Origin of the sequence: Methanobrevibacter smithii ATCC 35061 (assembly GCF_000016525.1) — an archaeon.
In the GTDB taxonomy this organism is placed as follows: domain Archaea; phylum Methanobacteriota; class Methanobacteria; order Methanobacteriales; family Methanobacteriaceae; genus Methanocatella; species Methanocatella smithii.
Genome location: NC_009515.1, coordinates 314,192 through 327,500, shown reverse-complemented (window position 1 = coordinate 327,500; position 13,309 = coordinate 314,192). Strand labels below are relative to the sequence as shown.

At 31.7% G+C, this 13,309-nt stretch carries 15 protein-coding genes (1 of these 15 only partly in view); 2 read left to right on the top strand and 13 right to left on the bottom strand.

The features are described from left to right. The 5 genes from MSM_RS01705 to MSM_RS01685 form a co-directional block, all read right to left on the bottom strand. A protein-coding gene (locus MSM_RS01705) for a DegT/DnrJ/EryC1/StrS family aminotransferase (protein WP_011953837.1) crosses the window boundary here: on the bottom strand, positions 1-769 show its 5' portion. The gene continues 206 nt to the left of window position 1, outside the view; only the first 769 of its 975 coding nucleotides appear in the window; it begins with the start codon at positions 767-769; its stop codon lies beyond the left edge, outside the window. A 7-nt stretch (positions 770-776) separates the two neighbouring features. Continuing rightward, positions 777-1,952, bottom strand: a complete 1,176-nt coding sequence (locus tag MSM_RS01700; protein ID WP_011953836.1) for an Nre family DNA repair protein — start codon at positions 1,950-1,952, stop codon at positions 777-779. Positions 1,953-2,039: 87 nt separating this feature from the next. Then, positions 2,040-2,966, bottom strand: coding sequence for a glutamine-hydrolyzing GMP synthase (guaA, locus tag MSM_RS01695; RefSeq protein WP_004034573.1), 927 nt, complete (start codon positions 2,964-2,966; stop codon positions 2,040-2,042). Positions 2,967-2,984: 18 nt separating this feature from the next. Beyond that, positions 2,985-3,251: a hypothetical protein gene (locus MSM_RS01690; RefSeq protein WP_011953835.1), complete on the bottom strand. Its 267-nt coding sequence runs from the start codon at positions 3,249-3,251 to the stop codon at positions 2,985-2,987. Continuing rightward, a complete protein-coding gene (locus MSM_RS01685) occupies positions 3,244-3,816 on the bottom strand; it encodes a GMP synthase subunit A (RefSeq protein WP_004034560.1) in 573 nt (190 codons plus the stop codon). The genes MSM_RS01690 and MSM_RS01685 overlap by 8 nt, the downstream gene beginning before the upstream one ends. A 243-nt stretch (positions 3,817-4,059) precedes the next feature. On the opposite strand from MSM_RS01685, the gene MSM_RS01680 reads away from it, so the two are divergent. Continuing rightward, complete coding sequence (locus tag MSM_RS01680) at positions 4,060-5,265, top strand: ISNCY-like element ISM1 family transposase (RefSeq protein WP_011953615.1); 1,206 nt, start codon at positions 4,060-4,062, stop codon at positions 5,263-5,265. Between the two features lie 275 nt (positions 5,266-5,540). Here MSM_RS01680 and MSM_RS01675 read toward each other — a convergent pair whose 3' ends face one another. From MSM_RS01675 to MSM_RS09320, 5 genes are all read right to left on the bottom strand, one after another. Further along, a complete protein-coding gene (locus MSM_RS01675; RefSeq protein WP_011953834.1) occupies positions 5,541-6,029 on the bottom strand; it encodes a hypothetical protein in 489 nt (162 codons plus the stop codon). Between the two features lie 198 nt (positions 6,030-6,227). Continuing rightward, a complete protein-coding gene (trxB, locus tag MSM_RS01670) occupies positions 6,228-7,142 on the bottom strand; it encodes a thioredoxin-disulfide reductase (protein ID WP_004034556.1) in 915 nt (304 codons plus the stop codon). 110 nt (positions 7,143-7,252) lie between these two features. Continuing rightward, on the bottom strand, positions 7,253-7,438 hold the full coding sequence (locus MSM_RS09330) for a hypothetical protein (protein ID WP_011953833.1): 186 nt from the start codon (positions 7,436-7,438) through the stop codon (positions 7,253-7,255). A 115-nt stretch (positions 7,439-7,553) separates the two neighbouring features. Beyond that, positions 7,554-7,808, bottom strand: coding sequence for a hypothetical protein (locus MSM_RS09325; RefSeq protein WP_011953832.1), 255 nt, complete (start codon positions 7,806-7,808; stop codon positions 7,554-7,556). A 109-nt stretch (positions 7,809-7,917) separates the two neighbouring features. Further along, entirely contained in the window at positions 7,918-8,133 is a 216-nt protein-coding gene (locus MSM_RS09320) for an adhesin (protein ID WP_011953831.1), read from the bottom strand. 142 nt (positions 8,134-8,275) lie between these two features. On the opposite strand from MSM_RS09320, the gene MSM_RS01650 reads away from it, so the two are divergent. Beyond that, positions 8,276-8,479 (top strand): hypothetical protein, encoded by a 204-nt coding sequence (locus tag MSM_RS01650; protein ID WP_004034548.1) that lies wholly within the window; start codon positions 8,276-8,278, stop codon positions 8,477-8,479. A gap of 164 nt (positions 8,480-8,643) precedes the next feature. On the opposite strand, the gene gatE is transcribed toward MSM_RS01650, so the two are convergent. The 3 genes from gatE to MSM_RS01635 are packed head-to-tail and all read right to left on the bottom strand — an operon-like array spanning position 8,644 to position 13,308. Next, a complete protein-coding gene (gene gatE / locus MSM_RS01645; RefSeq protein WP_004034546.1) occupies positions 8,644-10,509 on the bottom strand; it encodes a Glu-tRNA(Gln) amidotransferase subunit GatE in 1,866 nt (621 codons plus the stop codon). Positions 10,510-10,521: 12 nt separating this feature from the next. Continuing rightward, the gene (gatD, locus tag MSM_RS01640) at positions 10,522-11,832 is read right to left on the bottom strand and encodes a Glu-tRNA(Gln) amidotransferase subunit GatD (RefSeq protein ID WP_004034538.1); all 1,311 of its coding nucleotides are present in this window, start codon (positions 11,830-11,832) and stop codon (positions 10,522-10,524) included. Positions 11,833-11,847: 15 nt separating this feature from the next. Beyond that, on the bottom strand, positions 11,848-13,308 hold the full coding sequence (locus MSM_RS01635; protein ID WP_004034536.1) for a 2-oxoacid:acceptor oxidoreductase family protein: 1,461 nt from the start codon (positions 13,306-13,308) through the stop codon (positions 11,848-11,850). Between the last annotated feature and the right edge of the window lies 1 nt (position 13,309).

Genomic DNA, 13,309 nt, shown 5'->3' with positions numbered 1-13,309 from the left:
TTACATTAACGCCTCTTTTACTTGCATGAAATGTATTATTTATATGTTTTTTTAATATGTTTGTTGCATTTATTGTTTGTTCCAAATTACTTTTTACAAAATCAAGTTCTTTATCTATACCACTGCATATTATTTCATTAGTTTTACTTAATTTTTGAGGCAGTTTGGTATTTTCAAAAATTTCAGGTTTATTTGAGCTGATAAAGCCGCCGCTTCCAACATTTATGATTTTTGGAGATCCTGTTGAAGCAATTATGATGTCTGATAAATTTCCATTTCCCAACTCCTGTTTTTCATCTCCAATTCCTGCAGAAGCATCTTCAATTGTTGTGATTCCATTGTTTTTACAGTATTTTGAAATGCTTTTTGTATCCTGGTTTGCACTATATCCTGCAAAACTTGTAAATATTAGGGCGGAGTTTTTAGGAATATCCATTTCATTTAAATAATCAGTGTTTATCAATCCTAAATCTGTTTTGAGGGTTATTATTTCCTTATTTAAATAGTTGGCAATTTGCTTAAAACCATTCCATCCTCCCTGGTCTGGTATAATGACTGAACCTTCAATAGCTGACAGTGCTATAAAAATACTGTTGTTTCCGCTGCTGGTTATTTCGCAGTATTCATGTCCTGTAATTTCTTTTACTTTTTTTTGGCAGTTTTTTTCAAAACTGTTGTTCTTGTCATTTAAATAAGGATTTTCGCCACTGGCTACTTTAGCCATAGATTCCCTAGTTTCTTTATGAGGTTCTTTAAATTTAAATTCCATATTATCACTATTTGAAGTATTGATCCAGTGTAGTCTGTTTTGTGTGAAGCATTTCATTTAACAGGGTTCCCTGCTTTACATATTTTTTAACCGGTATTTTTAGTTTGCTTCCGCAGTATAACATAGCATCTTTTAAGGTTTCAAATTCTTTATATGATTTTTTCATAGCTTCTTTCATATTTTCTCTAACATTAAATACTCCTAATGGCACATAACCTTCGTAAGCTTCTCTTAAAACAAGTAATCCTGCCTGTTTTTTCTCTTTAAATAAACTGTCAAGAACTGCCATTTTAGCTGTGTAATAACATCCGCCAACTCTTGAGTATTCCTTTTTTCCACCATTTGTTTCATAGTCTGAGAAAATAATTTCTTCTTTACCTATTATTTTAATAAATGCTTCATACCATTCATACTGCCATTCTGTCGGAGTCAATATGATTACATAATAATTGTTCAGGCTTCCGAATTCATAAACCCTGTATGTATCAATCTTTTCAAATTTTCTGACTTCTTTTAAGAATTGGTCTGCCAATGTGGTATCACATGCTGTAATTGACCATCTTGTCGGAACCAGTTTTCTTTTGTTTTTTGTTCCAAAGGCACCTACTGAAAATGCTTTTTGCATAGCTGTAAATGGAACATCTTTATTGTGCAAGTTTAGAACAGCTTCACTGGCTTTCAAATCAGTGTCATAATAGGTTTTTTCCAATTGTTTGTCCCAGCGGACTGCATCTATATCAAATTTTTCAATAACTGCACTTGGACCATGAGGCATACTGTCTTCAGTCAGCAGTGCTCCTGTGGGACGTTTGCCAAAAGTGGCTTCACTGTCAATTGCTTTGGAAGCCAGGGAGATGTCCTGTAGTTTTTCAACAAAAGGATTATCTAAATCATCAATTTTAATTAGTTGTTTTCCTCTTACGAGACCCATTCTGTATTTAATTATATCTTCCTGATTTTTATGCTCTCCAATCCAGGATTCCGGAGAATCCATAATTGCAGTATCTCCTAATTGATTTGCCATCATAGGCCCTGCATAGACTTTGGGATATGACCATCTTCCAATAAAAACAGACGGTGGTGTGCTTCCCTCTAAATTTTTTCCAACTTTAACAGATTTCATCTGTATTTGTTTGGTTAATTTTTCAAGGTATGCATTTTTGGTTGTTTTCATATTTGCCATTTTAAATCTAGTGAAAATAAGTATTTAATTAAAAAAAAGATTTGAAAGTACCTAAATTTTTTTCATTTAAGTACTGATTATTTGTTTTTAAGCGAATTCGATTGTGCTAGGTGGTTTATCACTTATGGATAATGCAACATGTGTTACTTCAGAAATTTCAGAAGTTATTCTTTGTGACATTGTTTGAATAACCTTCCATGGTAATTCAGGAACATATGCAGTCATAGCATCAACGGAATCAACGATTCTTAAAACAACCAAATAACCGAAGTCTCTTTGGTCTCCTTTAACTCCGGTAACTTTACTGTCAGTTAATACTGCGAAATATTGCCATACATCTTTGTCAATACCTGCTTTTTCTATTTCGTCAGTTACTATTTTATTTGCTTTTCTGCAAATATCAAGTTTTTCTGGTGTAAGTGAGCCAATAACTCTAACAGCAAGACCCGGGCCTGGGAACGGTTGTCTGTGAACTACTTTTTCAGGTAAGTCTAATAATAAACCAATTTCCCTTACTTCATCTTTGTACAAATCACGGATTGGTTCAACTAACTCAAGAACCATACCGCTAGGGAGTGCTAAATTGTGGTGGGATTTGATTTTACCTTTACTTTCAATCCAATCAGGAGCTATGGTACCTTGTACTAAGTATTTTGCATCTGTTTTTTCAGCTTCTCTTTCAAAAACATCAATAAATACTTTTCCGATGATTTTTCTTTTTTCTTCAGGATCTTCTACTCCTTCAAGAGCGTTTAAGAATTCTTCAGAAGCATCAACATAATTAAAGTTTAATCTATCTTTAAAAGTATTAGTTACTTCTTCCACTTCCCCTTCTCTTAAAAGACCATGATCTACAAATATTGCTATTAAATTATCTCCAATAGCTTCTTGGACAAGAACAGAACATACTGAACTGTCGACTCCTCCGGATAAAGCAATAATAGCTTTTTCATCACCTATTTGCTCTTTTATCTTTTGGATAGCATCTTTAATAAATTCTTCTGGACCTAACATTGTCTCAACCACAAATGATTATTCTGCTTCTTCTTCGTTTTCTTCTTCATAATCTTCAATGATTTGTTTAACCATTGCTTCCAAACCGTTTTCATTTCCAGCTTCAAGTGCTTCAAATATTTCATCATATTTGACATATTTTTCTAATTTTATAGCTTTAGCACCAATTCCGGAGATTCTGAACCCGTATTCTTCATCTCCTACAGGAATATTGACATACTGTCTTCTTAAACCTGGTTTATTTGCAAGTGCTTTTTCTTTTAAGTCTTCTGGATTATCAATCATTATTACACCTTTTTTTACAAATTTCATAGAAATTTTCGAATATAGTTGATCCTTTAGGAGTATGATGTACTTCAGGGTGGAATTGTATTCCATAAACATCTTTTTCAGTATGTTTAAAGGATTCAACATCGCATAAGTTTGAATTAGCCAAAATTTCAAAATCATCAGGGATACTTTTCACTTCATCTTTGTGGGAAGACCAGACTTCCATTTTAGGAGCTAATCCTGAAAATAAGTTTTCATCATTAACAATATTGATTTCAACTTTAGCATAGCTTTCAGTATTGGACGTGTCTATTTGTCCACCGTAAGCCTTGGCTATTAGCTGGTGTCCTAAACAGATTCCTAAAATAGGTATATCAAAATGTTTAATATATTCTTCACTATTTCCAGCACCTTCAATTGAAGGTCCGCCACCTAAAATCAATCCAATTGGATTTTTAGCTTCAATTTCTTCGATACTTAATGTATTTGGAACTAATTCAGTTGGAATTTTAAGATATTGTAAGCTACGTTGAATTCTATGATTATATTGGCCTTTATTATTAATAACTAATATTGTCATTTTTTACTCCCTAATCTAATGTTATTATTTTAGTTTTTTTTATTTATTATATGTTTGTACTAAATTTTGGGAATAATTTTTTAAAAAAAGGAGTCTGTAAAATTTTATAGGCTTATTTGTTTTTTAATTTTTTACAGTTGAACTTTCATTTTGATGAAATTTCATTCTAATTTTTCTTTAATTTTAATATAAATGATTTAAAAATAGTAAAATACTTTAATAAGTGAGGACAAATAATATTTTATGACCAAACAAAACAAATCTGCCCTCAATAGTAATATAGACTTCATACAACTTAAACTTTATGATTTTTTTGATGAAAAAATTGATCAAGAAAAAATTATTTCAAAAAGATTGAATAAAACACCTAATTTTGAAAATACTAATCATAAACTATTTTTAGATGAAAATAATACTTTTAAATATGATAATCCCATTTGTCCAGTTTGTGGAAGCCACAAAATAATCAAAAAAGGCACAATAAAGAAAAACAAACAAAATACTAATGGAAAAACAACAGAATTCAAAGAACAGCAATATCAATGCAAAAAATGTGGAAAAAAATTCGGAATATACAATAATCCATTAATTGGTGAAAATAAACAATTTTTACAAGAAATAATGGATAAAATTCCAGGAATAATGAAAATAGGGTACCAATCACTTCGTAAAATAAGTAAATACTTTGAAATATTCCTTGGAATCAGAATATCTCATCAAACAATCAAGAACTGGTCTGACAAAAATCACGAAGAAAGCATCAGCAATGAAAAATTTGAATATTCTGGCTATTATTTATATGATGAGCAATTTTTAAGACTTAATGGAACTAGACACTACAGATTAACTTTATTTGATGCAATACTCAATATTCCAGTCACAGAACGAATAGTACGTCGCAGAATACCAAAAAACACGAAAAAATTTATCTTAGAATCAACAGAAAATAAACCATTCATTTGCCTAACAACCGATTTATTCCCAATGTATCGTAATGTAGCAGATGAAATAGAAGTAAAACATCAATTGTGCATATTTCATCTGTTTCAAACAATAAACCATAAATTAAAAGTATATTGTAGAAGAAACAAGATTAATGGAAAACAAAGAGACCATATTTACGAAAATGCACAAGAATTAAAAAACTGTTTCAGACAAAACTCAAAAAAAGAAGCAATAGAACAATTTAAACAATATTTACAAAAATATACGGCCATACCAGTTGTTTTAAAAGATTTCATAAGAAAACATATCATAAATCACTTCCACAGATACGTAGAATATCTTGATGATGAAAATATAGAAAAAACATCAAATAAAGTCGAAAATTACTACAGACAAACCAATCCTGAAAAAATAAAGAAAATATACAAAACCAAAAATGGAATCCTGACATTTTTAGACTATCAAATGCAAAATTGGACTGAAAAACACATTAAAATCAAATAAGCCTATAAAATTTTACAGACTCAAAAAAAGAAAAATAGGTTTTCATAAATTAATTTCAATGTTTTTGAAAATTTTGAATTTGAATTTTGTTGTTCAAATTTTGTATCTGACGAAACAGTCATTGTAAATGCTCTAAAATCAGCACATAGTCTTTATTTTATTTGAAAAAATTATTGATGTAGCCACAAGTAAATCTGTGCCAATTACAAAAATAACGCTGCATAAAAGTATTTTAATTTAATAATGTAAAAAAAGATAAGGGCATTTTTGCCCTATTATTTGTTTTTTATTGTAGGTGTTATCTGTTTTAGCAAATCCAAATCATAGCTGCCGATTATAATGATGCTGCTTGGGTTATTATTATTTATTGCAATGTATGTTTCATTTTCAAATCCTATGATATTATTTTCATCTGTTATTTGGTAGTATGTGATGTTGTTGGAAGTTTCCACAATTCTTGAAGAGTTGGTTAAATTTTCAATGCTTGTCTGTTCCAATATATGATTTAATTCATTCTGATTTTCATAAAATGTTTTGTTAATTTTTATAACTTGAAAATTGTCTCCAACATATACACTTAATGATAAATCAGAACATGCTAATTTAACATTGCTGTCTTCAGGTATTTCCATGGTAAACTCTCCAAAGTCATAGGTTTCCATTTCTGGAGGTGCTGTAAATTCACTAATGATATACCCATATCCCCCTGCAGATAATATGATCATTGCTATGAAGAATATGATTAATTGCCATTTTCTTTCCATTTTTCCACTATTTGCTTAAACTTTATATATAATATTAAATAAATCACATTGTCATGGAACTTAGAGATTTAATTTATATTATTATTGCAATTTTAATTGCAGTAGTGCTATTAAAAATATTCATGTGGTTATTGCCATTGTTTATAGTATTGGTTATAGCATTTTTCATATATGTGTATTTATCTGAGCGTTTTTAATTTATTTGTGATTGTGTATGTCTTCATATGCGGAAGTTGCAGCTATTGCACCTTCTCCACATGCTACAATCCATTGCCTTAACCCGCCACATATATCTCCTGCAGAATAAACATTTTCAATATTTGTTCTTTGATGTTTATCTGTAATTATTTCTCCGGATTCACTTAATTCAACATTTAATTTTTTGGCTAATTCATTATGTGGTTTATATCCTATGCCAACAAAAACTCCCTGTGTTTTAAATTCACTGTATTCATTAGTTTTAACATTTTTTAGAATTACAGAATTTACAAGAGCATTTCCTTTTATTTCTTCAACTGTTGTATCGTAAATAACATCAATATTTCTTTCCTTAATTTCCTTTTGCAGATATTGCTGAGCTCTTAGTTCATCTCTTCTATGGATAATGGTAACATTACAGCCGACATTGTCCAGGAAAATAGCTTCTTGCAGTGCACTATTTCCACCACCAATCATTATGGCATCTTTGTCCTTAAAGAATAATCCGTCACAGGTAGCGCAATAGCTAACTCCCTTGCCTAAATATTCTTCTTCTCCGGGAATTTCCAGATGCTTATGTGAACTTCCAGTAGCTAAAATTATTGTTTTTCCGCAGTATTCATCTTTATGTGTTGTAACAAGGAAGTTATCATTGTTTTTTTCTATGTTTTTTACAATTTCATTTTCATGCAATTCAATATATTTCATACACTGCAATTTCATTTTTTCAACTAATTCAAAACCTGAAATTGTGTCAAATCCAGGATAATTTTCCATTAGTGGAACTTCACGACCAATTCCACCAGCCAGTCCTTTATCCAAAATTAATGTTTTTGTTCCTTGTCTTCCTGCATAGATTCCAGCAGTTAATCCTCCAGGACCTGCTCCAACTATGATTATATCATAAGTTTTCATGTTAATAACCTCAATATTTAGTTAATTTAATTATATTGTTTGGGATTATTTAAAATTAATGAAAGTATTATTTTATTTTGATAAGTTTAAAAAAAGAAAAAAGAGATTAATTATTCGTTTTTCTTATATCTGTAATAACTAAAGATTAAAACAGCAAAAACAATAATTAACACGATTATAAAAGGTATTGGATTAATTTGTGTTTGTTTTGAAACATCTTTGTCAAGAAGTTCATGAACACTTTTTTCAGAGTCACCGGTTTTTGCTTCCTGTGAAGAGTCTGTTCCTACATTCACATTACTTTCAGTAGAGTTGCTGACAATTTTATTTTCATTGGAAACAATTTTATTAACTTCATTGCTTATGGCTGAAACTATATTGTTAATAATGTTGTCTGTATGATTGTTGCTGCTAATTTGTAACAGGTTTTGTTGTATTAGTTTCAGGATTTGCAGGAGTGTTTGGAGTTACTGGATTAGTTGGTTTTGGATTAGGAGTTATTGGATTTATACTGATGAATTTAGTTGGTATTTGGAAGGTGCCTGTTTTGTCATCAACTATTATAGTTGTATTGGTAGTTCCAAAATCATTTCTATCAATATTGGAATCTTTTGCTATTGAGTGTTCAATTACAAAGATTTTATTGTTCTTCGCATAATTGTCCATTATAAGATTATTGTGGAATATTACCTTGGAAGGTATATTGGGTGTTTCTTCATCAACATATATGACTCCACTTTCACCGTAATTGTTAGCAATAATTGAATTGGTTACTTCAAGAGGTCCGGATGTAATTATCCTTTGTTAGTATTTTTTTTCTAAGTTTGTAAAATTGTTCTCCTGCTACTGAAATAGCTCCGCCATTTTCATTTGCTTTATTGTCTTTAAAGATACATGTATCTGCATATACCTTACCACCGTGTTCACTGTGGATTGCACCACCGTAATCATGACCATCACCGTTTATAAAGGTTATATTAATAAATTTCACTGTTGAAACAGAATTGATTAATATAATGCTGTCTTTATGCTGCCCATCTATTATGATGTCTTTAGCATTTCCCTTTCCTTGAAATGTTAAGTTTTTATCAACTTTTATTCCGTTTTGGTAATAAGTTCCGGGTGTTAGATAAATGGTGGCTGAGCTATTTGCATCATTTACTGCTGTTTGTATTGAATCTTCGGGACCAATAGTTATCGAGTTATCAATATTATCGGATGTAACATTTTATTCAGCAGAAACTGCAGGAATAACGATTACTAAAAGTAAGAATATAAGAAGAATTGATAGTTTCCTTATATTTTCACCTCCATTTATAATATTTAAAAGGGTTTAAATAAAAAGTTTTTTCCTGTTTTGAAAATAAGTAATATCGTAAAAACATCGTTAAACAGCTAAATTAGCTATTTAAATAGATAATTATAATTTTTATTTTATGGATGTTAATCAACAGTATTATTGAATTTTAAATAAAAATAAGTAAAAGAGTTATTAACTCTTTTATAACATTTTCTGAATGGACTCTTTAACTATTCTGTTAACAATACTTCCGTCAGCTTTGCCTTTAAGTTCTTTCATACTCATTCCCATTAAAGGACCCATAGCTCCCATCTGGCGTTCTTTAACCATAGCTTCATTTTTATTGACAATGTCTTCTATGATTTGAGTAACTTCTTCATGGCTAAGCAAAGTCAGATTATTGTTTTTAGCTGTTATTTCGATTTCCTCATCAGGTGATTGTATTACGCAGGTTGTTAATTTGGTAACACTATCTTTAGCTATTTTGGAATCTGCTAAAAGTTGGAAAATATCTTTTAAGTGTCGGGTAGTTAAAATATCAATGTCAAGACCTTCCCTTTTAATTTCTCTTAAATCATAAGCAAGAAGGGAAGCTACTGGTGTTGGATCTACTTCAACATCAGTTAATATCTCTTCAAAGACATCAGCTTCTAATCTTTTAACTAGCTGGCTGGCTAAATCTTCACTTAAATTGTATTCTTTAATAATTCTTTCTTTTTTAACATCAGGAAGTTCCGGTAAGTTGTTTTTAATTGGTTCGACCAGTTCATCAGTTATTTTAAATAATGGAATATCTGTTTCAAGATACATCCTGTTAGCTGTAGGAAGAGGTCTCATATATTCAGTATTTCCATCGTCTAATGATTTACGTGTTTCTTCAACAACTCCTTCAAATCCGAGATTAGCTCTTCTTTTAACTTCTTCCAGTGCTGAAATAGCTACATTTTCATCATGTGCAACAATGATGAATGCATCCTGAGAACCAACATTCAAATAGTCTTTCACTGAATTTACTTCGTCCTGTGTAATACCGTATGCAGGTAGTTCGTCACTGTGGAATATTCCTGAAACTCCACGTTTTTTAGCATAACTTGCTATTTCAGTACCAAATCTTCTTCCAGGCTGAACTTCTTTTCCGATAAGTCCGTTGAAACCTTTTAATACAACTGCTTTTATGGATTCTGCTGAAGATAATATTTTGGACTTGGTATTTTCAAATAAGCTATCTAAATCATGAATTTCTTCAAGCACTTCAGCATTTCTTTTGTTCAATTCTTCTTTTATTTCAATTAATGCAAGCTGTCTTTGAACTTCATTTTCTACAATTTCGCTCATTAAATCAAGGTTTTGAACACCTTTAATTTCAACACGGGCTCCTTTTTCAATTGAAATATTTAAATCCTGTCTGATGGTTCCGAGACCTCTTTTTACATTAGTACTTCTTAAAACCTGACCGATCATATATGCAACTTCACGGACTTGATCAGGATGGTGCATAGACGGATCTGTTGTAATTTCTGCAAGAGGAATACCTAACCTGTCTAATCTAAATTCAGTGTAATCTTCAGTAGTTTCAATTCTTCTGGCTGCATCTTCTTCAAGACCTAAACTTTCAATAGCTACCCTGCCGTAAGGAGTGTCAAGATAACCGTCAGTTGCAGCAAGTCCTGTTCTTTGGAATCCTCCGGTGTTACTTCCATCAATAACCTGTTTTCTCATTGTATGGAATTCATCTACAATATGCATATTCATCAATGCAGCTATTGTAATACAGATTTCAAGAGCTTCTTTATTTAAGCTGTGAGGAGGTTCATCATCACTTTCAACAAGACAAGTGTGGTGGTCATAAGATTCATATTTGAAGTTTAAACCACGTAAAGACTCCTGAAGAGCAGCCCTGTCAATTTCACCAAGTTCACTTTGTGTTGGCCTTAAGTTTCTCTCAACAATTTCATTGTAATCTTCATCAACTAACTCGGTTTTACAAGGACAAAAGAGTTTATGTTTAGTATTTAATTGCTGATGAATTTCAAGTCCCATTTTAAGTCCTAATTTTTCCCAATCCATTTTCACACGACCTTAATTTAAGAAATATTTGATTGAAGACTTTTCATTAAATTCTCCAGCTATATTTTTATTCATTAGTTTTGCAACTTCTCCAATATCATTAGTTTGACCTAAAACCCAGCTTAATTTAACATAAGCGGTTTCAGGAGTCATATCTCTTCCAGATATAACTCCTGCATTTAATATTTCTCTTCCGGTGGAATAAACATTCATATTTACTCTACCGTATAAACACTGGGAAGTCATGACAACAGGAATATTTTCATCATGTGCTCTAGCTAAAGGAGTTATTAATTTGTCTGGGACATGTCCAAGACCGGTTCCTTCAATAACAAGACCTTTATATCCTTTATCAATATGATATTCAATAAGCTCTTCACAGATTCCAGGAAAACTTTTGATAAGCCCTACTTTTTCTTCAACAGCACTGTTGACTTCCAATTCATTTTCATTTCTTTTAGTGTATCTGTAATTAGGGTTAATGTCAACAGAATGATTTTCAATTTTAGCTATTGGTTCATAGTTAATGCTTCTAAATGTATCTCTGCGGCTGGTGTGCATTTTACGGACTTTAGTACCTTTATGAAGATAAGTGTAGGAATCATTTAAACTTCCATGCATACATACGCTGACTTCAGCAATATCTGATTTTGCAGCTACTACAGAATCAATGAGGTTCATATTAGCATCACTGGATGGCCTGTCTGAACTTCTCTGAGCTCCTGTTATTACAATTGGAACCGGTGTTTTTAACATGAAACTTAATGCAGCAGCAGTGTAGTGTAATGTGTCAGTACCGTGAGCTATTACAATACCGTCAGAACCATCAGATATGTCATTAGCTATTGATTCGGCAGCTTCAACCCAATATTTAGGTTGCATATTTTCACTTAAAATATTGTACAGTGCTTTAACATTATAATTGGCATAATCTAATAATTCAGGGTTTGCTTTAATTAAATCAGCTGCTGTAAATTTAGGGTGAACTGCTCCAGTTCTATAATCAATAATTGAAGAAACAGTTCCTCCTGTAGATATTATTGAAATATTTTGTTTTGAAGGGTCGTGAGCTATATCTTCAGCCCCATAACCAATTTTCGGTTTGTCACCTTTTTGAATCAGTTCAGCTTGTGTATTTTCAATAGCTACACCGACATTGTATCCGCTGTCTAGTTTTAAAACTAAATATCCGTCTTCACTATCTTCAGATCTATCTAATAAGATACCTTCATAGGAGATATCCTCTTTATTGATTTTAATGGTATCTCCTATGGTAATTCCATTATTTTCCAAGTATTTTTTAGCTATTTCTTTATATGTCATGAAACCACATTTAATTTAAGAGTTGTCTTTTACCCATTGCGCTCCAGCTTTTAAAACATCAATATTTACATCAATGACTTTAGGTTTGGATGCAAACATATGTTTAATAGCATTTTCATAGGATTCTGGTGCTAAAGTTTTCTTCAATTCCATTAAAACACCAATTAAAGCAGTATTTGCAGTTCTTGTGTTTCCAAATTTTTCAGCTATTTCAATTGAAGGAACTTTGATTATATTGATGTTTTTATCAACTTCAACATCACCTATACGGGAATCATAGATAATAGTTCCGTTTTCTTTAACATCTTTGGCAAATTTCTCTAAAGACGGTTTGTTTAGAGCAATGAGAATGTCAATATCTTCTACAACTGGAGTTCCTATGGTTTCATCAGAAATTACAATGGAACAGTTTGAGCTTCCTCCCCTTTGTTCTGGTCCGTAACTTGGATACCATGAAACATGTTTGCCTTCACTGCAGGCAGCCTGAGCTATTGTAAGACCTGCACTTAAAACACCTTGTCCTCCAAATCCGGTTACTTTTATGGTTACAGGTTCCATACCAGTACTTTCACAGTAAGCGGAGTCTCCGCTTCTGTCTACATTGAATATTTTATCTAGGGAATCGATTGTGTAATCATTTTCAGGTCTTATAATTGGTTTTCTGTCTTTCAATTCATTTCTGAAGTTTTTGACCGGAAACTCTTTTTCCATCTGATTTTCAAGGAAGTCTTGAACACCTTTTGCATCTTGTTTTAAGTTGGTAGGACATGGGGATAAGATTTCTACAAATGAATATCCTTTTCCTTCTTTTTGAATGGTTAATGCCTGTTTGATAGCATATTTTGCAAGTCTGATTTTTAAAGGAGTAGCTAGTGAAACTCTTTCAATAAATACTGGCGCCTTTAAGCTGTCAATTAATTCACACATATGGGTTGGATATCCTGCATAATCAGGATCTCTTCCTGTTTGACAGGTAACAGTTTTTTCTCCAACTAAAGTTGTTGGTGCCATTTGTCCACCAGTCATTCCATAAACTGTATTGTTTACAAAGAATACTGCTATTTTTTCTCCTCTGTTTGCTGCTTGTAATGTTTCATTTAAACCAATGGATGCTAAATCTCCGTCTCCCTGGTAACTCATTACAATTGCATTATCTTCTGCTCTGGAAATACCTGTAGCTACTGCAGGTGCTCTTCCATGAGCTGTTTGTACATTTCCGCAGTTGAAGTAGTAATAAGCAAATACTGAACATCCTACAGGAGAAATCATGACACATCTTTCTTGTATTCCAAGTTCATCCATACATTCTGCAATTAATTTATGGATAATTCCGTGTCCACATCCTGCACAGTAATGTGTAGTGGTTTGGTTAGTTTCACCTTTTCTTGGAAAAGATGGATAAATTGACTCAGGACGTTTACGTATTGATAATTCATAATCTTCTAGGTTTTTTGGTGCTAAACTTTTTTCATCCATT

Bases quoted from the DNA above. Each gene is read 5' to 3' on its own strand.
- MSM_RS01700 (WP_011953836.1), bottom strand. From the start codon at position 1,952: ATGGCAAATATGAAAACAACCAAAAATGCATACCTTGAAAAATTAACC.
- guaA (WP_004034573.1), bottom strand. From the start codon at position 2,966: ATGTTAGGTCCAGAAGAATTTATTAAAGATGCTATCCAAAAGATAAAA.
- MSM_RS01690 (WP_011953835.1), bottom strand. From the start codon at position 3,251: ATGATTGATAATCCAGAAGACTTAAAAGAAAAAGCACTTGCAAATAAA.
- MSM_RS01685 (WP_004034560.1), bottom strand. From the start codon at position 3,816: ATGACAATATTAGTTATTAATAATAAAGGCCAATATAATCATAGAATT.
- MSM_RS01680 (WP_011953615.1), top strand. From the start codon at position 4,060: ATGACCAAACAAAACAAATCTGCCCTCAATAGTAATATAGACTTCATA.
- MSM_RS01675 (WP_011953834.1), bottom strand. From the start codon at position 6,029: ATGGAAAGAAAATGGCAATTAATCATATTCTTCATAGCAATGATCATA.
- trxB (WP_004034556.1), bottom strand. From the start codon at position 7,142: ATGAAAACTTATGATATAATCATAGTTGGAGCAGGTCCTGGAGGATTA.
- MSM_RS09325 (WP_011953832.1), bottom strand. From the start codon at position 7,808: ATGGACAATTATGCGAAGAACAATAAAATCTTTGTAATTGAACACTCA.
- MSM_RS01650 (WP_004034548.1), top strand. From the start codon at position 8,276: ATGGTGGCTGAGCTATTTGCATCATTTACTGCTGTTTGTATTGAATCT.
- gatE (WP_004034546.1), bottom strand. From the start codon at position 10,509: ATGGATTGGGAAAAATTAGGACTTAAAATGGGACTTGAAATTCATCAG.
- gatD (WP_004034538.1), bottom strand. From the start codon at position 11,832: ATGACATATAAAGAAATAGCTAAAAAATACTTGGAAAATAATGGAATT.
- MSM_RS01635 (WP_004034536.1), bottom strand. From the start codon at position 13,308: ATGGATGAAAAAAGTTTAGCACCAAAAAACCTAGAAGATTATGAATTA.